15 protein-coding genes are annotated in these 20,007 nt (G+C 66.6%); 3 read left to right on the top strand and 12 right to left on the bottom strand.

What is annotated here, in order from left to right; translation table 11 throughout:
• Positions 1 to 53: 53 nt before the first annotated feature.
• The 9 genes from ACRYLO_RS18800 to ACRYLO_RS18760 all read right to left on the bottom strand — a co-directional run bounded on the left by ACRYLO_RS18800 (position 54) and on the right by ACRYLO_RS18760 (position 13,003).
• Positions 54 to 2,414, bottom strand: a complete 2,361-nt coding sequence (locus ACRYLO_RS18800) for a caspase family protein (protein ID WP_482661574.1) — start codon at positions 2,412 to 2,414, stop codon at positions 54 to 56.
• Between the two features lie 70 nt (positions 2,415 to 2,484).
• On the bottom strand, positions 2,485 to 3,171 hold the full coding sequence (locus ACRYLO_RS18795; protein WP_482661573.1) for a hypothetical protein: 687 nt from the start codon (positions 3,169 to 3,171) through the stop codon (positions 2,485 to 2,487).
• A gap of 135 nt (positions 3,172 to 3,306) precedes the next feature.
• Positions 3,307 to 5,064, bottom strand: a complete 1,758-nt coding sequence (locus tag ACRYLO_RS18790; RefSeq protein ID WP_482661572.1) for a CHAT domain-containing protein — start codon at positions 5,062 to 5,064, stop codon at positions 3,307 to 3,309.
• 118 nt (positions 5,065 to 5,182) lie between these two features.
• Complete coding sequence (locus ACRYLO_RS18785; protein ID WP_482661571.1) at positions 5,183 to 5,875, bottom strand: hypothetical protein; 693 nt, start codon at positions 5,873 to 5,875, stop codon at positions 5,183 to 5,185.
• A 283-nt stretch (positions 5,876 to 6,158) separates the two neighbouring features.
• A complete protein-coding gene (locus ACRYLO_RS18780) occupies positions 6,159 to 7,583 on the bottom strand; it encodes a trypsin-like peptidase domain-containing protein (protein ID WP_482661570.1) in 1,425 nt (474 codons plus the stop codon).
• Positions 7,573 to 8,991: a sensor histidine kinase gene (locus tag ACRYLO_RS18775; RefSeq protein ID WP_482661569.1), complete on the bottom strand. Its 1,419-nt coding sequence runs from the start codon at positions 8,989 to 8,991 to the stop codon at positions 7,573 to 7,575. Before ACRYLO_RS18775 ends, ACRYLO_RS18780 begins: the two co-directional genes overlap by 11 nt.
• 5 nt (positions 8,992 to 8,996) lie before the next feature.
• Entirely contained in the window at positions 8,997 to 9,821 is an 825-nt protein-coding gene (locus tag ACRYLO_RS18770) for a response regulator transcription factor (RefSeq protein WP_482661568.1), read from the bottom strand.
• Positions 9,818 to 11,215: a trypsin-like peptidase domain-containing protein gene (locus ACRYLO_RS18765; RefSeq protein WP_482661567.1), complete on the bottom strand. Its 1,398-nt coding sequence runs from the start codon at positions 11,213 to 11,215 to the stop codon at positions 9,818 to 9,820. Before ACRYLO_RS18765 ends, ACRYLO_RS18770 begins: the two co-directional genes overlap by 4 nt.
• Before the next feature lie 108 nt (positions 11,216 to 11,323).
• A complete protein-coding gene (locus ACRYLO_RS18760; protein WP_482661566.1) occupies positions 11,324 to 13,003 on the bottom strand; it encodes a tetratricopeptide repeat protein in 1,680 nt (559 codons plus the stop codon).
• Between the two features lie 178 nt (positions 13,004 to 13,181).
• On the opposite strand from ACRYLO_RS18760, the gene hppD reads away from it, so the two are divergent.
• The 3 genes from hppD to ACRYLO_RS18745 all read left to right on the top strand — a co-directional run bounded on the left by hppD (position 13,182) and on the right by ACRYLO_RS18745 (position 15,988).
• On the top strand, positions 13,182 to 14,219 hold the full coding sequence (hppD, locus tag ACRYLO_RS18755) for a 4-hydroxyphenylpyruvate dioxygenase (protein WP_482661565.1): 1,038 nt from the start codon (positions 13,182 to 13,184) through the stop codon (positions 14,217 to 14,219).
• 135 nt (positions 14,220 to 14,354) lie between these two features.
• Complete coding sequence (gene hmgA, locus ACRYLO_RS18750; RefSeq protein WP_482661564.1) at positions 14,355 to 15,635, top strand: homogentisate 1,2-dioxygenase; 1,281 nt, start codon at positions 14,355 to 14,357, stop codon at positions 15,633 to 15,635.
• Complete coding sequence (locus ACRYLO_RS18745; protein WP_482661563.1) at positions 15,632 to 15,988, top strand: Rieske (2Fe-2S) protein; 357 nt, start codon at positions 15,632 to 15,634, stop codon at positions 15,986 to 15,988. Before hmgA ends, ACRYLO_RS18745 begins: the two co-directional genes overlap by 4 nt.
• Here ACRYLO_RS18745 and ACRYLO_RS18740 read toward each other — a convergent pair.
• Genes ACRYLO_RS18740 through otsB form a run of 3 tightly spaced genes read right to left on the bottom strand, consistent with a single transcriptional unit; the run spans position 15,985 to position 19,954 of the window.
• Positions 15,985 to 17,400, bottom strand: coding sequence for an alpha,alpha-trehalose-phosphate synthase (UDP-forming) (locus ACRYLO_RS18740; protein WP_482661562.1), 1,416 nt, complete (start codon positions 17,398 to 17,400; stop codon positions 15,985 to 15,987). The two genes, ACRYLO_RS18745 and ACRYLO_RS18740, sit on opposite strands and share 4 nt — an antisense overlap.
• The gene (locus ACRYLO_RS18735) at positions 17,397 to 19,193 is read right to left on the bottom strand and encodes a glycoside hydrolase family 15 protein (protein WP_482661561.1); all 1,797 of its coding nucleotides are present in this window, start codon (positions 19,191 to 19,193) and stop codon (positions 17,397 to 17,399) included. The genes ACRYLO_RS18740 and ACRYLO_RS18735 overlap by 4 nt, the downstream gene beginning before the upstream one ends.
• Entirely contained in the window at positions 19,190 to 19,954 is a 765-nt protein-coding gene (otsB, locus tag ACRYLO_RS18730) for a trehalose-phosphatase (protein WP_482661560.1), read from the bottom strand. Before otsB ends, ACRYLO_RS18735 begins: the two co-directional genes overlap by 4 nt.
• Between the last annotated feature and the right edge of the window lie 53 nt (positions 19,955 to 20,007).

Raw genomic sequence — 20,007 nt, 5'->3', positions numbered from 1 at the left:
ATCCCCCCGTCCAGTGATGCAGCGAGCCTGCCCTATTCAGCCGACATGTGCAATCATTGCCTGTCGGTACGCTCGGTCTGCCAGCTGAACCGCAGTGCCGAGACCGCAGTCGGTTTCTTCGCGGGGCCGCTGCGCGTGGTCGATCCGACCAAGGCCGAGTCGATCAGGTCCTCGATCCCCGTGCCCACGCCGCCATTGTTGCGCATGCGCGTTCCCGCGAGCGTCGGCCCGGCGGCGGTGGCACAGGCGGCACCATCCTCCGGTCCCGGCACCACCGGGCATTGCGCGAGCCGCGCATAGCTCAGCGGCACACCATCGGTGACGTCGCTGACCAGCAGAACCAGATCGTCGCGCAGGTCGCCGCCGGGGCTGGCGTCGGTCAGGCTATATTGCAGCACGCCGCTCTCGCCCGCGCGCAGCCGGGTCGGATTGTCGGCCTTGATCTGGAACCGCCCGTCCTGCCCGTCGAACAACAGGATGCCGCCATCGGGGGAGAAGATCAGCGGGTTGACGTACAGGTCGGTCTTGCCGGTGTTGGTCACCTTGATGAACAGCCAGTCGCAGCGCTGAAAACGGAAACCGCCCGCCTCGCTGCCGTCGCCACCGACCCGCTGCGCATCCTTGGCCACCGCATAATAGTCGGCAGTCGTATCGGGACAGGCTGCACCCGCAGCCAGCGCCTTGGGCCGGCCGACATAGAATTCGACCGCGACATTCTTCGCCGGGTCCTCACTTGGTTGCCCGCTCGCCAGCGCCGGGCTGGCCAGTACGCGCTGGAGGCGGCTGAACCGTGTCGCCTTGACCAGCGCGCCGCCGATCGAGAAGCGCACGCGGATCGTCGGATTGCTGCTGTCCTGCGCGAGCACGGCGGCGAGGTCGATTGACCCGAAATCGGCGGTCACCTGTCCCGGCGGCTGCGTTAGTGCGAGCTTGTCGCCACTGAAGCTGAGGATCAGGTCTGCCGCTTCGCCCGGCTGGACGAAACTCGCGCCGATATCGGCGGGCTTGATCTCCTTGAGCGCCGCCAGCGCCGCAGCCTGCGCCGTGCTGGGATTGGCGGGCGCGACGGGCAGCGCGATGCGATAGTCGAGTTGGACCGGCTGCTGCTCGATCGTCGCGACCAGCCGCACCTCGCGCGACAATGGCTTGCCGTCGATGTCGCGCACGTCATTCCACCGCTCCGCCGGAATGTCGCCAAAGCTGGTCGGGACCAGGATCGCCTTATAGGCATCGGCCTTCTCGACCCGGCCATAGAGGATCGTCTTGTCCCCGGCGGGCGACGCAAGCGCCAGCCCTATGATCGTTCCCTCGATCACCCCCTGAAGCTGCCCCGCGCCCATTTCCAGCTGGTCGATCTTCACCGGGTCGGTGGATTTGGTGTCGGCGGTGAAGACCCGCGCAGGCTTGTAGACCGCCCAGCTGCCTCCACCCTGCGCGGCAACCGCGGTCTTCATGAGGCCACCCATCACCGGCCGGTCGAGATCCCCGTCGAATTCGGGCCGCGGCGCCTTGTGCCCGTCGATCCCCGCGGTCACGCGATTGGCAAGGTCGCGATAGGAATAGACGCGCGGATTGTTCCAATTGGCCATGACATAGACGGTCAGCAGACCGTGTGCCGCCTGTTCGAGCGGGTCGGCATAGCGCGGCGCCTGATATTGCTTGGCCTGCTGCGCCGACGGGACCGCGAGCAGCCCGACATAGGCACCCCAGCCGGCCTTGCCCTTCGACGTTTCCACCGCCAGGTCGCGGACGAAATTGCCGTCGCTGACGGTTGAGAATTTGCGATTGAGCTTGATTCCAAGCTTCTTGTCGGACGGCAGGCCCGGATCGGGGGTCTCGCCGCTGCGCTGCGAGTCGCCCGAATGACAGAAATCGGCGATGTACGTGACGTTACCGCCCTTGGCCCGGATCGCGTCGATCACCGCGCCGATCTCGTCATCGGTCACCGCGTTGTCGATCTTGTTCGATCCGTTCGCAGGACCGGTGTCATAGGGCAGGAACACTTCGTCCAGTCCGTCGGGCTCGGACCCGGCGACCGCTTCATTCTGCTGCATCCCATGCCCGGAAAAGGCCAGCAGCACTTCGTCCCCCGGCTTGGTCGTGTCGACGATCCGCTTCATCGCGGCGAGGATGTTGGCGCGGGTGCCGACGGCATCGGGCTTGAGCCGCGTCTGGCGCATGCGCGGATTGCCGCGCGCTACGAGCAGCTCCGGCGTCGGCGGGTCGAGCAACAGCGTCACGTCCTCCGCCTTCGCGCCTTCGCGGATCAGCGTCTCGGCAATCAGCACCGAATCGTTGAACGCGCCGATCATCGGCGACGCGATCCCCTCCTTGTAGTTGACGACACCGACGATCACCGCGCGGATGCGGCCCTTTGGCTCGGGCGCGGGCACGGGCGTGGGCGCGGCGGGCATGGATGCAGCGACCAGCCCCAGAGCCCCCAGCGCAAGCATGATCTGCCTCAACATCGTCCGTCCCCCACTATTAATTCGACACCAATATGGCGCGCGTCCAGACGCGGCCCTTGTTCGTCAACGTGATGCGATATTCCTCGGTCCGTCCGGGGGTCCAGCGACACAGCAGGTCGCGGCGCGCAATCCCCGATGTCGCAGCGGGGCGATCGGTGCAGGCGACCCGCCCATTGGCATCCGTGACCGCCAGCTCCAGCGCCGCATCGCCATCCCCGCGCACGCGGACCAGCGCCAGTCGCCCCCCCTCGGCCCGCGCCCGCATCGTCAGCGCGCGGTCAGCAGGCAGGTCATGGGTATAGACGATCGCGGAGGGCAGGATGCCCCGGCTCGCCTCGGCCAGCGCCTCCTCAATCTCGGCAAGCTTGTCGGCATCGCCGCCGGCCCAGCCGCGCGCCTCGATCAGCAAGGCCGACGGCGCGGTGACGGGCAGCTCGTCTTCCGTGCGCGCGCGTCCCAGCACCATCGGCGCATTTTCCGCGCGCACCAGCACGAAGTCCCCGGTCGCCAGCATCCGCGCGGCGACGATCATCATCATAACATCGCGATCGGCCCGCGCCCGCGCGATCAGGTCGCGCACCAGCTCGGCCCGCTCGATCACGGCATCGGGCGCCGACACCGCGTCATGGCCGTCATGCGGCATGGGCGCAGCGGCGACGGGCAGTGCGGCTAAAGCAAGGGCAAAGGGAAGCATCACGCGCATCGGGAACACCGGTTTCCTGCTGGTTCGAACAGCGCGTACTGTGCCTGTCGCATCGCGCCGACGCGACGGACAGTCTCTGACAGACGCAGCCGTGGCCGCGTTAACAGAGTGTCCCGGAAGCGCCGACCGCCCACCTCACTTGCCCGGTTCGCCGACCAGCGTGAACGCCGCCCAATATTTCGGGCTGACGAACTGGCCGGTGCCTTCGCTGCGCACCGTCTTCATCGCCGCCTGCAGCGCGCGCGCACGACCCGCAACGTCGCCCTTCTGGATGTTCCCGAAGGTCTCTTGCATCAACAGCGAGGTCGCGGCGTCGCTGACCGCCCAGTGGCTCACCAGCAGCGAGCGGGCGCCGGCGAACAGGAACGACTTGGCCAGCCCCGACAGTCCGTCGGCGCTCTTCCCGTCGCCCGCCGCAGTATTGCATGCAGACAGCACGACGAGATCGGCGGGGATCTTCAGCTGCGACACTTCGGACGCGGTCAGCAGCCCGTCGTCCAGCTCGCTCGCCTGTTTGGGCGGGGTGAACACCAGCCCCGGCTCGGCATTGTCGCCCACTTCGGTCGCCAGCAGGCCATGGGTCGAAAACACCACGAACCGCGCCGCAGGCAGGGCCTTGCTGGCCTTCACCGCAGTTTCGGTTGCCGCGTCGCCGATCACAACGCTCGATTGCCCGCCAAACGACTTTTGCAGGCTTTCCAGCTCCGCCTTGGCCTGAGGCAGATAGGCAAGCGCGCGCAACTTTTCGGGGTCGGCGAGCTTGCCCTTGTACATCTGCCCGGCAAGGCCGGGCGCCGTGCCGCTGCTGGCCTCGGGCGTATAGATGCCCGTTAGTGTCGGCGCGCCGTAAGCAGCCAGCGCGACCCCGCCGCTGCGCACCTGCGCATAGCTGGTCGAGCCCGATTTCGTGTCGCAGCCCGGATGCGCATCGGTGGGCTTTTCGATCAGCAAGCAGCGCAGCGAGCGCAGCGCCGATACCGAGGGAAGCTCGGCCAGCGCGTACTTGTCGATCAGCCACGGGCTGGTCGCCACCGCCGCCGGGTCGGTATCCGACCCCTGTGGCGGTGCGGTCAGGAGCAGCGCGAGCGGCAGCGAAGTGAGCGGCCCGCTGACATTGGTCAACAACACCTGCTTGCCCTTCAGCACACCCTCAACCGGCGCGATCAGCTCCTTGTAGATCTCATGCGCGAGCTTGCGGTCGAACGTCTTGCCCTGCGGTGCAGCGGCTTCGGGACCAGGCTTGGGCGGGGGCTGGCGCCCCGATCCGCGTGCGCCGTCCACTTCCATGCTGGCGCGCAACGTGTTGACCTTGGCGGCGAGCGCATCCTGTTTCATCGCCTCCGAACGCGACCAGGTCGAACCCTCGCGCGTCACGGCCCAGGTGTAGCTGGCGTCGTCCGATACCAGGATGACGACCATCGCCTCATCGGGGTTGAGCAGTTTCTGGACTGCGGCGATATCGAGCGCCTTGGGGCGCGTCAGGTCGAAATATTGCGGGAAATCCTTGGCGATCTTTGCTTCGATCGCGTCGACCTCTGCCCGCAGCGCGGCGCGGCGCTCGGTCAGCGCGCGGCGTTCCTGCTCGGGCACCTGTGCGCCGCGTTCGATCAGCGCGCTGAACTGGCGATCCACCGCCTCGATCTCGGCGAGCTTCTTGTCGCGCTCCTGCTCCAACACGGCCAGCGGGCCACCGCCAGCGGCAAAGCGCGCGGTGGTGCGGTCGAGCGCCGCTGCGGCGCCGGAAATCTGGGCATATTGCGCCGCCTCAAACGCCTCCGACCGCAGCACATCAGGCGACGGGACCGGTTCGATCTTGATGTCGGGCGTGGTCTGGGCGGACAGCAGGGCCGCAACCAGTGGCAATGCCAGTGTTCGTGAAAGGGCGCGCTTCATGCCGGGTCTCTCCCCTGCGGTGCGGGCCACGCCTTGGCGCGGCGATCCGGCCGATTAGCTCTGGCCGGAAAAACCGCCGCCCCGAAGCGATCTGCTCCGGGGCGGCCAGTCTTTCGGCTTAGTTGGTCACCAGCGCGACGCCAGTGCCGTAGCCACCATAGTTGATCGCCTGAACCGAGAACGGGCCGGTCCAGATCGGGTTGACGCGGCAGTACAGCGTCACGTTGCCCGACATGTCCTGGCACACCAGATTGCCGTTCTCGTCGAAGATCTTCAGACCCAGCGGGGTCGAAGAGTCACGACGAACGCCGACGACCAGCGGCTCACCGCCACGCGCGGCGAAGCGGACGGTCCAGGTGGTGTTGCCCGGGACATACTGAACGATGCGCAGCGGGTTGCCGACGGCACCGCGCGACGCTTCGGCCTGCGCCGCTTCGATCGCCGCGATGATGTCCGCATCGCCAGCGGCGAGCGTCTTCGCCTCGGCGAACAGATCGGCGGCGGTGGTCACCTTGGCGGTGCCGGTGCCCTTGCCAGTGCCCTCGATCGTGCCCTTGTCGGTGCCTTCCTTGACGGTGACCGAATCAACCATCTTGGCTGCAACGATCATCGCGCGCGCATCCTTGGCGGTGCGGGCATAGTCGGCGAGGCGGTAGCCGAGCGCGAGCGTGTCGACTGCCTTGGAGCTGTCGGTCGCCGCAGCTTCCTTCTCGCTCAGATTCGTGCCCTTCTTGTCCTGCGCGATCGACGGCGAAGCCAGCATGCTTGCTGCGACCAGTGCCATCGCCATCTTCTTGTTGAGCGTAACCATTACCTTCGTCTCCTCACTCTCCGGGCCTGCTCCCAAGCCGGCCTCGCGAACTGATCCCTCGATCAGGCAGGTTCGTCTTTAATGTGGCCCCCGCCCGGGCGACACTAACAGTTTCAGTCTTCGTTTCCATATCAAACTTGGCGCGAAGTCGCTGATTCTTGGCGAATCCCCGCCACGAGGCCAGCGACTCCTTACGTATTTACCGCGAAACAAACCGTGACTCGCGGACCCGCGTTACCCAAGTTGAGGATTGGCGCCGACACTGGATCGGCGCCGACCCTATTCATCGTTCCAGCTTGAGCTGGACCAGGCTGTTCCCGCGCGCCACAAACAATATTGCGCCGCTGGCGACGTTCTGGAAGGCGCGGGCGAGTTCTGCCGCGCTCTGCACTTGTTCGCCATTGACGCCGACGACGATGTCACCGACCGCCAGCCCCGATCGGGCGGCAGCCGAGCCGGGCTGGATGCTGGCCACGACGGCACCGCGCAGCTGCTGCGGCACCCTGTCGCCCGCATTGACATCGCGGAACGTCGCGCCCAGCGCCGCGAGCCCGGCACCGCCTGTAGCGGGCCGCGTGACCTGAACCGGACGCGGTGCCTCAACCGTTACCTGCGCCGTGCCGGTCTGACCGCCCCGGCGATAGCCGAGCGCAATCGTCTTGCCCGGTTCGAGCACGCCGAGAATCGCGGTCAGATTGCCCGGCCCCTCGATCGCGCGCCCGTCGGCGGAGGTGATGATGTCGCCGGACTTCAGACCGCCGCGCGCTGCGGGGCTGTCGGGCGAGACCTCGGCGACCAGCGCACCGCGCGTCGATCCGCCGCCGGCCGCCTCGAGCGTGACCGGACCGACCGTCACGCCGATCCGTCCGCGCTTGACGCTGCCGTTGCGACGCAGCTGATCGGCAACCGCCATCGCCATGTTGATCGGCACGGCAAAGGCGATGCCGCTATTGTCGCCCGATTTGGACCAGATCGCAGTGTTGATGCCGATCAGCCGCCCGCGGCTGTCGATCAGCGCTCCGCCCGAATTGCCGCTGTTCACCGCGGCGTCGGTCTGGATGAAGTCCTGCAACCCATCGCCGATCCCGGTCCGGCCAAGGCCGGAAATCACGCCCATGGTCAGCGTCTGGTCGAATCCGAACGGATAGCCGATTGCAAAGGCAAGGTCGCCGACTTCGATCTTCCCGCTGTCCCCGACCTCGATCGCGCGCAGCCCGGTTGCCTTGATGCGGAGCAGCGCAATATCCGTCTGCGGATCGCGGCCGACCACTTCGGCATCGACGACGCGGCCGTCATGGAGCTGGACCTTGAACGCGGTCCCCTTCTCCACGACGTGATTGTTCGACAGGATTTCGCCGCGCGCTGCATCGATGATCACGCCCGACCCGCTGCCGATCGGCTGGGGCGCGCCCTGCGGTGCCTGGCCCTGCGGACCCGCCTGTGCCGACGTCGTCTGACCACGGAACGGGTCCTCGCCCTGCTCGCCGCGCGACGCCGTGCGCTCTCCATCCTGCTGTTTTTGACCCAGCACGATCACCTTGACCACGCTCGGCGCGACGGCCTTGAGGTCACGCGCATAGCTGTAGACGCCCCGTTCGCTGTCATAGGGCGCGGTCTGCGCCGCCGCGTTCACCGCCAGCGGCGGCGTACCCAGCATTGCGATCGCCGCCACCCCGGCGAGCAGACGCCCGTGAAAACTAGACCTCATCATGTCCCCTTTCCCTGTAAGTCTCGGTGTCATCATCCTGCGCGGGCAGCGTGATTTCGATCCGAAATCCGCCCGCGCGGTTGAATGCCTGAACATTGCCGCCCGCACGCAGCGCGACGGTGCGGACAAAGGCGAGCCCCAGCCCGTGGCTGTCCGCGCCGCCGCTCGAATAACCCGGCTCAAAGATGCGCTCGACCTTGCCGGGGTCAATCCCCGGCCCTTCATTCTCGACCGCGACGGTCACCGTGTCGTCGCTGCGCGCGACGCTGCAGTGGATTGTGGATTCCGGGGTGGCAAACTTGACCGCATTGCCCAGGATATTCTCGACCATCCGATCGAACAGATCGCCGGCGACCCGCACCCGCGCATCGACCGCCTCCAGCGCGAACTCCAGATCCTTGTCGTCGCCGAGATAGACGAACATGTCGTCGATCAGCTGGCGGATGCGCGCGCCGGGATCGACGCTGTCCGCCTCGTGCCGCCGCGACACTTCGGCGTCGATGATGCCGAGCAGCATGCGGCAGCGCTTGTCCATCGTCAGCAGCTTGGCATCGGCATCGGCGATCAGGGGCTCTTCGGGCACCTTCACTGCCAGCGCCTCGAGGTGCTTGCGCGCGACCATCACCGGGCCGCGCAGATCATGCGCGACATGGCGGTGCAGCCGTCGCAGCCCGCCGATCATATCCTCCGACCGCGCAAGCAGCGCATTGAGATGCTGGGCGAGCAGGCGAAATTCGGGCTGACCGTCATCGACCGGCGCACGCTCGGAAAAGCCGGTGCGGTCGGCGCGGTCGAGCAGCGCGTTGAACGCATCGACCCGCGATCGCCATCCGCGCATCAACGCCCAGGCGAGCAGCCCGGCAAGCAGCAGAAACGCAACGCCCACCCCCGCCGCGAGCAGATAGGCGCGCGTCACGAGCCGCGGATCGGCGCTGAACACGCGCGCACTCAGGAACGCGCGGCCACCGCCCAGATCGACCACCGTCCCGACTGCGGTCGCATCCGCCCGCTGACACGCGGTTCCCGCGGGGACGCGCAACCGCACCGCACCCCGCCCCGCCGGCCAGTCGAGCTGCGGCGTGCCCGTAAGCGCGCCGTCCGCGCTGCGATAGAGGAACAGCGCCCGTGCCCGCTCGCCGCTGTCACAGCGCCCGCCATCGGTCGCCTCCGTCGCGCGCGCCGCGACCATGGTCAGCACTTCGGCATCGCGCTCCTCGGCGGACAGTCCGGGCGCAAGGCTGTCGATCTTGCTCGACAGCACCGCAGCATCGGCCTGCGCGCGCACCATCGCAACTTCACGCGCGTTCATCGACACCATCTGGAGCAGGCCGAGCGTCAGCCCGACCAGCGCCACGGCGGCAAGCGCGCCGATGACCAACGTCGTACGAAGCGGAAGCCAGCGAAGCATGCGAGCTAGCGACTACCCTCCATGCCGGCCAGGTTGCGCAGCGCAAACCCCTGCGCCCAGATATTGGTCACCAGCGGATGGAAGTCGTCCGGAATGTCCGGACATTGCCGCTTCAGCGACTTGCGCAGCCGCTTGATCGCCTGATCGACCGTGTTGGCGAACTCCTCGGGGAAGTGGCTCCACCCCTTGCCGATCCAGCAGCGGTCCCACAGCATCGACTGGCTCAGCGGATTGCCGCGCTCCTTGTAGAGCTCGACCAGAATGTCCGCCTCACGGCTGGTCAGCTGGAGCAGGCGCCCATTGCAGCGCACGTCCTTCGTATCCGCATCGACCTCCAGCGGCGCGCAGGTCCAGCCCTTGCTCCGCATCGTCGGCTTGCGGCGGCGCAGTTGCGCGGCGACGCGCGCGACCAGTTCTTCGCTCGTCGCGGGCTTGGGCACATAATCGTCTGCCCCGCGCGCGATCAGGCCGTGGATCCGCTGATCCTCACCGCCCAGCAGTGAATAGACCAGGGCCGGGACATCGGGATCGGTCTTGAGGCCATTGGGTCGGCGGCGCACGCGATCGAGCACCTCCAGCCCCTCAATCCCCGGATTGATCCGGTCGAGTACCAGCACGTCATAGGCGTTGACTTCCAGCGCCTCGAGCGCGGCGTCGCCGGTTTCGAACAGGTCGACGCTCTCGCACCCCGCCGATTCCAGTGCGGCCTTCATCTCCGGCCCGATCTCATCCTCCAGGATCAGCGCGCGGCACCCGGCAAAGGTGTCAGCGATATTCTGCGCCGCTTCCGCGTCGAGCTTCAACAGGTTCATCGTCATCATCTCCGTCATAGCGGCCCCCGCGGGAAGCGGCGCGGAACGCCGGGTCGCCGCGCCTTTGCGGCCTCAGCCGTCAGGGGCAGTGCGACATGCAGCGTCCCCTGCCCTGCGCGCTGAATCCGCAGCACCGCCACGTCGCGCTTCGATCCCTTGATCGCGGCCATTGCCGCCGCCGCGTCACGCGGCGCGACACCATCGACCGCCAGCAACTCGTCGCCTTCATACAGTCCGTACATCTGTCCGATCGATGCCTCCTCCACCTGGCCGACCAGCACCCGCCCGCCATCGCCGCGCAGCGCAAAGCCGAGATGATAGGCGCCGCCCGCGGTGCCGCTCATGTCCATCGTCAGGGCCGCGGCCTTGCCACGCTCACCCGCCAGATCGTCGTCGGCCTCCAGCGCCACCGCGAGCGCGATCGTCTTGCCGTCGCGAACGATCTCAACCTTCACCTTGTCACCGGGCTTGCTGTCGATCAGCGCCATCGACAGGTCACGCACGACTTCGAGCTTGCGCCCTTCGACGCTCAGCAACAGGTCGCCGATCTTGAGCCCGCCACGCGTCGCCGCATCGGCGCTGACCGCATCGATGATCAGCCCGGACTTGCCCGGCGCGCCCAGCGCCTCTGCCATGCCGGCGTCGGCGCTGCTGGCGGTGACGCCGAGGCGGCCGCGCACGACCTTGCCATCGGCGACCAGCTGGGCGGCGATCTTCGCCGCCAGTTCGGCGGGAATCGCTAGGCCGATACCGATGTCGAAAATGGTTTCAGGCGGCGTTGCCGTATTTATACCGATCACTTCCCCCTCCTCGGTGATCAGTGGCCCCCCACTGTTCCCAGGATTGAGCGCCGCATCATGCTGGATGAAGTTCACCGGCCATGCGACGTCATAGGCGCGGTCATAACCACTTATGATCCCGGAAGTAACCGAGAAACGGTTACCCATCGGATTGCCCAGTGCAAAGACCTTTGCCCCCAGCGGCAACCGCGACGACTTCGCCAATTTGAGTATGGGAAGCGGCTGTTCGGCCTCGATCTTGACGACCGCAAGATCGGTGCGCCCGTCGCGCCCGATGACCTTGCCGGTATAGCGTTTGCCATCGGCAAAGGTGACTTCCACCGTATCGAGTTTGGCCACGACATGGGCGTTGGTGAGGATGATGCCGGATTCGTGGATGACAAATCCGGATCCGCCCGCCGCTTCGGTATCGCCATTCTGCTTGCGCGCCGCCGCGTCCTGCGGGCTGATGGCGACCACCGCCTTCATGGCGCGTTCGATCGCGGTTTCGGATTTTGTGGTCGCCGCGACCTTTGGTCGATCGGGCATTGCCGCGGCGCGCGCGGTGCTCGGCAGCGCAACGCCAAGGCAGAGCGCGGCGCCGAGAAACCAGCCGAGCGTGCGGCGGGTCAAGTTCGCGGATGTGTTGGGATGCATGGAAGATCCGGATACTGACTAAGGACGCCGCATTCCTGTCAGTTCGTTCAGGTGAAAACGACGGTCAGGATCAGACGGAGGCGGTCAGCGGGCGGGCTGCGCGAGGCTCCAGGCGGCGCGGACCTGATCGCGGAAGACTGTCGAGAACGTCGAAAGGTCACGCTGCGCCTGACTGTCGAAGCCCGTTCCGGCACCGGTTCGAACGCGTACCTGCCGCCCGGCCTCGCTCAACAATGTGCGCGCCAGCGGCAATCCCCCGACCCTGGTAATCAGAAAGCGACCATAGCCGCGCAGGATGCCGATGCGCTGCGCATGGTCGGCCCGGAACGCGCTACGCGATTCCATCTCGCTGCGACGGAACCAGAGCTCGGCCTCGGCGCCGTCACCGCCCTCGCGGTGGAGTTCGCCCAATCCGCTCGCGGCCTGAGCGCGATATTGTGCGCCCGCCCCACCCAGCGCCCCCGCCGCGCGATAGGCAGCTTCAAGCAGCTGCCGTGTTTCGGCATGTTCACCTTGCGCCATCAATGCCGCCGCCAGGTTGAGCCGGGCGAGCACCGACCGCGCATGCCCGCTCCCGAATGCCTGGTCGGCATAGGCGACCAGTTGCCGCCGAAAGTCGGACGCCTCCTTGAACGCACCCGAACGATGGAGAACGGTGGCAAGGTTGTTGATCACCACGAAATACTCGTCGGGATTGAACGCGCCTGCGCCGCGAAAGCTTTCGACCGCGCGGTTGAGCATGGCGGCGGCGCCATCAAGGTCGCCAACCTCCATCAGCACCGCGCCGACATTGGCATAGGCTAGCGCCGTGAAGGTGCTGCGCTCTCCGAAGATGGCGAGGCGGACTGTCAGTGCCTCGCGCAACACGGTTTCGGCTTCGCGCATGTCGCCAACCCGCCGCAGTGCCGCGCCCAGCCCCGAGAGCGTGTCGGCCAACCCCGAGCTGCTTCCCTGCGTTCGCCGGATCGCAAGAATTTCCCGATAGATCGGAATGGCTTCGTCCGACCGGTTTTGCGCTTCGAGGCACAGCGCGAGCGTTTCGCGCACCGACAGGGTTTCGGGCGATTGCGGTCCGGTCAGCACGGCAAGACGCGCAGCTCCCGTTCGCAACGTCGCCTCAGCTTCCGCAAAGCGCCCCTCACCGATCAGCGCACGCCCATGCATCAACCTGAAGAAATTCCCGTCCACGCCGTCGCCAGCCAGCGTGATCGCACGCTCGATCAGCGGCAGTGCATCGGCAAAGCGCGCAAGCATGGTCAGGTTGGAACCGCGCCGCGCGAGATAAACAGCGAGGTCGGCACCGCCCAGCGTCTTTTCGGCCCCCTCCAGTGCGACGCGAAACGGTTGTTCAGCCTGCGCATGCCGCCCCTGCTGCTCAAGCGTGAGGCCGAGCGCCAGATTGGCGAATATGGCAATGTCACTATCGGCGCCAAAATCGGCTGCGACCGCCACCGCCGTTTGAGCCACCGCGATCGCCTTTTCGGTCTGGCCTGCGCTACTCAGCGTCAGTGCATAATATGTGAGCAGTGTAACGCACGGGCGCATCCCCGCCACGGTCGCCTCGGCACCGCCCGCCTCACCGACACATCCGCGTGCGGCAGGCTCGATCTCCTTGAGCGCTGCCGCAATGTCGCCCCGATCGAAGGCAATGTTAAACGCCTCGCCGGGACTGCGGACATCGACCTCAACCTGCGCACATGCCGTTTCCGACGCCAGCAGGCCAATCACCGCTGCGGTGGTCATGGCAAGGTTGTGCGATTTCACCGGGCTGACTCCTCCCCGTCCTGCGCCGCCAGCCTCACCCCAAGTCCAGCCTTTGACAAGGGACAATGACCGACAGGCCCCGCGCCATCGATCAGAGGCCGGGCGCGCAATTTAGTATCATTTGACACCAAATGGCCATGAGGTGTACGTGCGGGCCAACTTTTGCGGAGTCCTCGACATGACCGACCCCATGAACCCCCTCGGCCTCAACGGCTTCGAATTCGTCGAGTTCACCTCGCCCGATCCCGACGCGATGGCGCGGCAGTTTGAGCAGCTCGGCTTCGTCCCCTCGCACCGCCACCCGACCAAGAACATCACCCGCTTCAAGCAGGGCCGCATCAACCTGATGCTCAACCGCGACGAGAGCGGCCGCGTCGCCGAGTTCCGTGCGGCGCACGGCCCCTCGGCCAGCGCGATGGCGTTCCGCGTCGCCGATCCGGTCAAGGCGATGGACTGGGCGCTGAACAACGGTGCGGAGCGCACCGCCGAGGACGACACCTGCATCATCGGCATCGGCGGCTCGTACCTCTACTTCATCCAGGACGGCACCGACCTCTATGCCGATTGGGACGAAATCCCCGGCTGGCAGCAGGCGGAGGCGGAGAACAATGTCGGGCTCGACCTGCTCGACCACCTCACCCACAATGTCCGGCGCGGCCAGATGCGGGTGTGGTCGGAGTTCTACAAGACGCTGTTCGGCTTTGAGGAGCAGAAGTATTTCGACATCAAGGGCCAGGCGACCGGCCTGTTCAGCCAGGCGATGATCGCGCCGGACAAGGCGATCCGCATCCCGCTGAACGAAAGCCAGGACGACAAGAGCCAGATCGAAGAGTTCATCCGCGAGTATAAGGGCGAGGGCATCCAGCATCTCGCGCTGACCACCCCGGATATTTTCGATACCGTCGAGCGGCTGCGCGAACGCGGCGTCAAGCTGCAGGACACGATTGAGACCTATTACGAACTCGTCGACAAGCGCGTCCCCGGCCATGGCGAAGACCTGGAGCGGCTGCGCAAGAACCGCATCCTGATCGACGGCAATGTCGGCGACGAGGGAATCCTGCTGCAGATCTTCACCGAGAACATGTTCGGCCCGATCTTTTTCGAGATCATTCAGCGCAAGGGCAATGAAGGTTTCGGCAACGGCAACTTCCAGGCACTTTTTGAGTCGATTGAACTCGATCAAATCCGTAGAGGGGTGATCAAGGTCGACGCTTAACGAGGTTGGAGAGGAGAGCCGGGACAACCGGCCCCATACCTTCCGAAGGGGGAAGGAACGCAGGAGGATGAGGGAGGCGGCCAAGACCGCCCCCTCATCCGACTAGACGCCAGAGCGCGCTTTAGGGTCTGATCCATGACCGACTATTTCCCGGGTTTCGGCAATCATGTCTCGACCGAGGCGATCGCGGGCGCGCTCCCGATCGGACGCAATTCGCCACAGCGGCCGGCGTACGGCCTGTACGCCGAGCAGCTTTCGGGCACCGCCTTTACCGCGCCGCGTCACGAGAATCGCCGCAGCTGGCTGTACCGGATGCGCCCGAGCGCCGAGCATCCGCCGTTCGCGCCCTATGAAGCCGCCGCGCGTTTCGTGCCGCAGTCGGACCCGGCCCCGCTCGCGCCCAACCGCCTGCGCTGGGGACCGATCGCCGATCCCGCGCCGGGCACCGACCTGATCGATGGCATGACGAGCATGCTCGTCACCCGCGACCCCGCCGATCTCGAGGGCGTTGCGGTGCATCTCTACGCCGCCAACGCCGATATGGACCGCCGCGTGTTCTTCGACGCCGATGGCGAGCTGCTGTTCATCCCGCAGGCCGGGCGGCTGACGCTCCTGACCGAGCTGGGGCGGATCGACATCGCCCCCGGCCAGATCGCGCTGATCCCGCGCGGTGTGCGCTTCCGCGCGCTGCTGCCGGACGGCGCCGCGCGCGGTTATGTCGCGGAGAATTACGGCGCGCTGTTCCGTCTGCCCGACCTCGGCCCGATCGGCGCCAACGGCCTCGCCAACCCGCGCGATTTCGAGACGCCGGCGGCATGGTATGAGGATCGCGACGAGACGGTCGAAGTCGTCCAGAAGTCGCTCGGCCGGCTGTGGACCACGACCATCAACCACAGCCCGCTCGACGTCGTTGCGTGGCACGGCAATCTTGCCCCGTGGCGCTATGACCTGTCGCGCTTCAACACAATGAACACGGTCAGCTTCGACCATCCCGATCCGTCGATCTTCACCGTGCTGACCTCGCCCAGCGACGTCCCGGGCCGCGCCAACGCCGATTTCGTGATCTTCCCGCCACGCTGGATGGTGGCCGAAGACACGTTCCGCCCGCCCTGGTTCCACCGCAACGTGATGAGCGAGGCGATGGGCCTGATCCACGGCGCCTATGACGCCAAGGCCGACGGCTTCGTCCCGGGCGGCCTGTCGCTGCACAATCTGATGGCCGGCCACGGCCCCGACGTCGCGAGCTGGGACGGCGCGAGCAAAGCCGATCTCAAGCCGCACAAGATCGACGGCACGATGGCGTTCATGGTCGAAACCTGCTGGCCCTACCGCCCGACCACGCATGTGATGGCGACGGCGCAGCCGGACTATGATGCGGCCTGGGCGGGTTTTCCCAAGGCGCAGCTGCCGGGGTGAGCGAACGCCTCACCACCACCCCGCCCGGTGTGCGCCTCGGCCCGCTCGACCTGATCGCCGACGGCGCCGCGCGCAACTTCGTGCTGGAGATGAAAGCGGGGCGCTTCCACGGCTTTGCGGTCCGCAGCGGCTCCAGCGTCGCGGGCTATGTCGACCGCTGCCCGCATATGGGCCTGCCGCTCGCGCAGCAGCTCGACGCCTATCTCACCGGCGACAAGCACCTGATCCAGTGCAGCTGGCACGGTGCGCTGTTTCGGATCGAGGACGGGATGTGCGTCGGAGGCCCCTGCACCGGCGCAGCGCTCACCCCGTGGCCGCTCGAAGTCCGCGACGGCGCAATCTATACCGCTTAAGCGGCGGCGACGTCGTTATCGGCTGGGAGCGGCGCGGGCGCGTCCTTGCCCATCAGCGCGTCGGTGAACAGCCCGCGCCACCACACGACATCCTCCGCCTCGACATTGTCCATCATCGACCGCCAGCGCCGCTTGCGCTCATCCAGGTCCATGCGCAGCGCCTGCATGATCGCATCCGATACCTCGTCCGCGCTGTACGGATTGACCAGCACCGCGTCCTTGAGCTGCGCCGCGGCACCGGCAAAGCGCGAGAGGATCAGCACGCCGGGATCCTCGGGATCCTGCGCCGCAACATATTCCTTCGCGACCAGGTTCATGCCGTCGCGCAGCGGCGTCACCAGCCCGATCCGCGCCGCGCGGTAGATGCCCGCCAGCACGTCGCGCGGATAGCCCTGGTTGACGTAGCGGATCGGCACCCAGTCGGTGTCGGCATAAGCGCCGTTGATCTGCCCCGACAGCCCCTCGAGCGCGGTGCGGATCTTCTTGTAGCTCTCCACCGCCCCGCGCGACGGCGGCGCGATCTGGAGCAGGAACACTTCCTTGCGCTCCTCGGGATGCTCGGCAAGGAAGCGCTCGTAGCCCGCGAACCGCTCCTCCAGCCCCTTGGAATAATCGAGCCGGTCGACCCCGACGATCATGTCGCGCCCAACCGCGCTGTCGCGCATCCGGCGATACGCCATCTTTGCGGCGGGGCTCGCCGCACCCTCAACGAACTCCTTGCAGTCGATCCCGATCGGCGCGACGATCGCGCGCAGGCTGCGGCCATCCAGCAGCAACGTGTCACCCTCGACCGTCGCGCCCAGTTCATAGGTCGCGTAGTCGCGGAACGACTCCAGCCACTCCTGCGTGTGGAACCCGACCAGGTCATAGGCGAACATCGTCCGCACCAGTTCCTGCGCCTCAGGCATCGTCGCCAGCAGGCGGCGGGGTGGCCAGGGGATGTGGAGGAAGAAGCCGATGCGGTTCTTGACGCCGCGCTCGCGCAAACACTGTCCGAGCGGGAACATGTGGTAATCCTGCACCCACAGGATATCCTCGCTCTCGACCAGCGGACGCAGCGTGTCGGCGAAGCGGTCGTTGACCCGCTGATAGCCCCCGGCAAAGCCGCGCTCATATTCGGCCAGGTCGATGCGATAATGGAACAGCGGCCAAAGCGTGCGGTTGGCGTATCCGTTATAATATTCTTCGATATCCTGCGGCTCCAGATCGACCGTCGCGGTGGTCACGCCCTGTGCGCGCTGGAAGTTGATCTGGCCGTTGAACTCATCGACCGTGTCGCCAGACCAGCCGAACCAGATGCCGCCAAACTCGCGGATCGCCGCCTGCAATGCTACGGCGAGGCCGCCTTGCGCGCCGGCGTGGGAATCCTTCGGTGCAGACACGCGGTTCGAAATAATGATCAGGCGGCTCATCGGATGGCGCTCCACGGTTTGCTCAGCAGGACGGCGCAATTGATCATGCCGACCAGCGAGTAGGTCTGGGGGTAGTTCCCCCACAATTCCCCGCTCACGGGGTCGATATCCTCCGACAGCAGCCCGGCGGCGGTGCGCCGGTCGAGCATCTCGGCGAACAAAGCCCGCGCATCGGCATCGCGGCCGGTGAAGTGCAGCGCCTCGATCAACCAGAAGGTGCAGACGTTGAACGCGGTTTCGGGCAGGCCGAAATCATCCTCGGTCGCGTAGCGCAGCATATGGCTGCCACGCCGCAATCCCTCTTCCACCGCTGCAAGCGTGCCGCGGAACCGGTCGTCGTCGGGCGACATGAAGCGCAGGTCGAGCAGCTGGATCAGGCTGGCGTCGAGATCGTCGCCGCTGAACGTCGCCGACATGCGGTTGGTGTCGGGCCGCCACGCCGCTTCCTCGATCGCGCGGCGCATGCGGTCGGCGCGTTCCTGCCACAACGCGCGATCGCCCTCGAGCCCGAGGCGTTCGGCGGCATTGGCGAGCCGGTCGCACGCCGCCCAGCACATCGCGGCCGAATAGGTATGGACGCTCTGCCGCGTGCGCAGCTCCCACAGCCCGGCATCGGGCTTGTCGAACAATTCGACCGCGCGCTCGCCGACCCGCGCCAGCGCTTCGAAATCCTCCCGCCCCGCCATGCGGAACAGGCGCTGGTCGAAGAACGCCTGCACATTCGACAGCACGATCTGGCCATAGGCGTCGTGCTGGACCTGTTCATAGGCGAGGTTGCCGACCCGCACCGGTCCCATGCCGCGATAGCCGGCAAGGCGCGGCGCCTCGCTCTCGATCAGCACGCTCTCGCCCTGCACGCCGTAAAGCGGCTGGATATGCCCGCCCTTCGCCTGATCGACGATGTTGCGCAGATAGGCGAGATAGCCCTCCAGCACATCGAGCGCGCCGACGCGGTTCAACGCCTGGACGGTGTAATAGGCGTCGCGGATCCAGCAGTAGCGATAATCCCAGTTGCGCCCGCTATCCGCATGTTCGGGGATCGAGGTGGTCAGCGCAGCGACGATCGCGCCGGTTTCCTCATGCTGGCACAGCTTCAGCGTGATCGCGCTGCGGATCACGACGTCCTGCCACTCGAACGGAGTGGCGAGGCCGCGCGACCAATTTTGCCAATGATAGCGGGTATAGTCCGCCATCTCCTCAACCGTGGTGGCGAGGTTGCCAGCGAAGCTTTCGTCGGGGCCGAGGAAGAAATGCAGCGGCCGCTCGACCCGGAAACAGCGTTCGTCCATCATCAGCCCGACCGGCGCATTGGTCGACAACCGCAGCTGCATCCCGTCGAGCAAATAGCGAATATGGTTGGACCCAGCCGTGGTCAGCACTGCCGGATCGCCCCAGTTACGCGTCGGGCGCAGGCGCACGCAGATGCGCGGCGACCCCGCCACCGGGCGCACGATCCGCGCGAACGCCACCGGGCGATACATCCGTCCCAGCCGTTCGAAGCGCGGGCAGAAATCGGTGATCTCGATCGCGCTGCCGTTGCTGTCGGTCATGCGCGTGACCAGGATCGGGGTGTTGGTCAGATAATGCTGCTCGACGCTGACGCAGTCCTCCAGGTCGATCGCCCACAGCCCGACCGCATCGTCTGAACGCGGGTCGCGCCCGTCGAGCAGCGAGGAGAAGAGCGGATCGCCATCCACCTTGGGCGCGCACGCCCAGACGAAGCGCCCGGCGCGATCGATCAGCGCGCTGACCTGGCAATTGCCGATCGGCCACAGGTCGAGATTGGGCTTCATGCCGCCTCCTCCGCGATGGTTTCGAGCCAGCGCAGCGCGGACGTCACATCGGGCAGGCGATAGGCCGCCTCAGTGGCTCGAACCGGACCCACCAGCACACCTGCGCCACCGAGCCGCGCGACGGTGGCAAAGCCGGGCTCGTCGGTCAGATCATCGCCCAGAAACACCGGGCGCGACCCAGCAAAGGGCATGGCACCCATCAGCGCCGCAATCGCGCGGCCCTTGTCGCCCGGTGCGCGCAGCTCGAACACCATCTTGCCGCGCTGGAGCGTCAAGCCGGTCGCTGCGGCCAGTTCCTCGGCAAGTGCGCGGGCCTCGGCTTCGGCAGCGGGCACGCCGCGATAATGCAGGCCAACGCCGAGCGGCTTGATTTCGACGACGAGGCCGGGGAGCGTTTCGGCGAGCGCCTGGAAGCGCGCGGCGACGTCATCGAGCGCCGCCGGACGCTCGGGCATTTCTGCCTGCGCCACACCGCGCAGTTCCGCGCCATGGCTGCCGACGATCGGGCAGTCGAGGCCGCCGAACAGCGCATCGATCTCTGCCGCACCGCGTCCGCTCACGATCGCGACGCGCCCGTCGAAGCGCTTCGACAAGTTCGCGATCAGCGTGCGCAACCGCCCATCAACCGCGACCGCATCGGGGCGCGGCGCGATCTCGACCAGCGTTCCGTCAAAGTCGAGAAACAAGCTGGCACCATCGGCCAGATGGGCAGGAGGCGGTGCCAGCAGCGCCGCCGTGTTCGGTTCCATGAGCTCGGGCATCCACAGGGCAATGCATCCGGAACGCAATCGTTCCGAAATTTCTGCTGCATTGC

This window comes from Sphingomonas sp. SDUR79 (genome assembly GCF_056821745.1).
Note: the sequence above shows the minus strand (reverse complement) of the source record. Positions and strands in the feature narration are given on the sequence as shown.

Excerpts from the sequence above, each read along its gene's own strand:
- hppD (WP_482661565.1), top strand. The coding sequence starts at position 13,182 with ATGACCGACCCCATGAACCCCCTCGGCCTCAACGGCTTCGAATTCGTC.
- ACRYLO_RS18780 (WP_482661570.1), bottom strand. The coding sequence starts at position 7,583 with ATGAGGTCTAGTTTTCACGGGCGTCTGCTCGCCGGGGTGGCGGCGATC.
- ACRYLO_RS18735 (WP_482661561.1), bottom strand. The coding sequence starts at position 19,193 with ATGAAGCCCAATCTCGACCTGTGGCCGATCGGCAATTGCCAGGTCAGC.
- ACRYLO_RS18800 (WP_482661574.1), bottom strand. The coding sequence starts at position 2,414 with ATGCCCGCCGCGCCCACGCCCGTGCCCGCGCCCGAGCCAAAGGGCCGC.
- ACRYLO_RS18770 (WP_482661568.1), bottom strand. The coding sequence starts at position 9,821 with ATGACGGAGATGATGACGATGAACCTGTTGAAGCTCGACGCGGAAGCG.
- ACRYLO_RS18795 (WP_482661573.1), bottom strand. The coding sequence starts at position 3,171 with ATGCGCGTGATGCTTCCCTTTGCCCTTGCTTTAGCCGCACTGCCCGTC.
- ACRYLO_RS18790 (WP_482661572.1), bottom strand. The coding sequence starts at position 5,064 with ATGAAGCGCGCCCTTTCACGAACACTGGCATTGCCACTGGTTGCGGCC.
- ACRYLO_RS18785 (WP_482661571.1), bottom strand. The coding sequence starts at position 5,875 with ATGGTTACGCTCAACAAGAAGATGGCGATGGCACTGGTCGCAGCAAGC.
- hmgA (WP_482661564.1), top strand. The coding sequence starts at position 14,355 with ATGACCGACTATTTCCCGGGTTTCGGCAATCATGTCTCGACCGAGGCG.
- otsB (WP_482661560.1), bottom strand. The coding sequence starts at position 19,954 with ATGCCCGAGCTCATGGAACCGAACACGGCGGCGCTGCTGGCACCGCCT.
- ACRYLO_RS18740 (WP_482661562.1), bottom strand. The coding sequence starts at position 17,400 with ATGAGCCGCCTGATCATTATTTCGAACCGCGTGTCTGCACCGAAGGAT.
- ACRYLO_RS18775 (WP_482661569.1), bottom strand. The coding sequence starts at position 8,991 with ATGCTTCGCTGGCTTCCGCTTCGTACGACGTTGGTCATCGGCGCGCTT.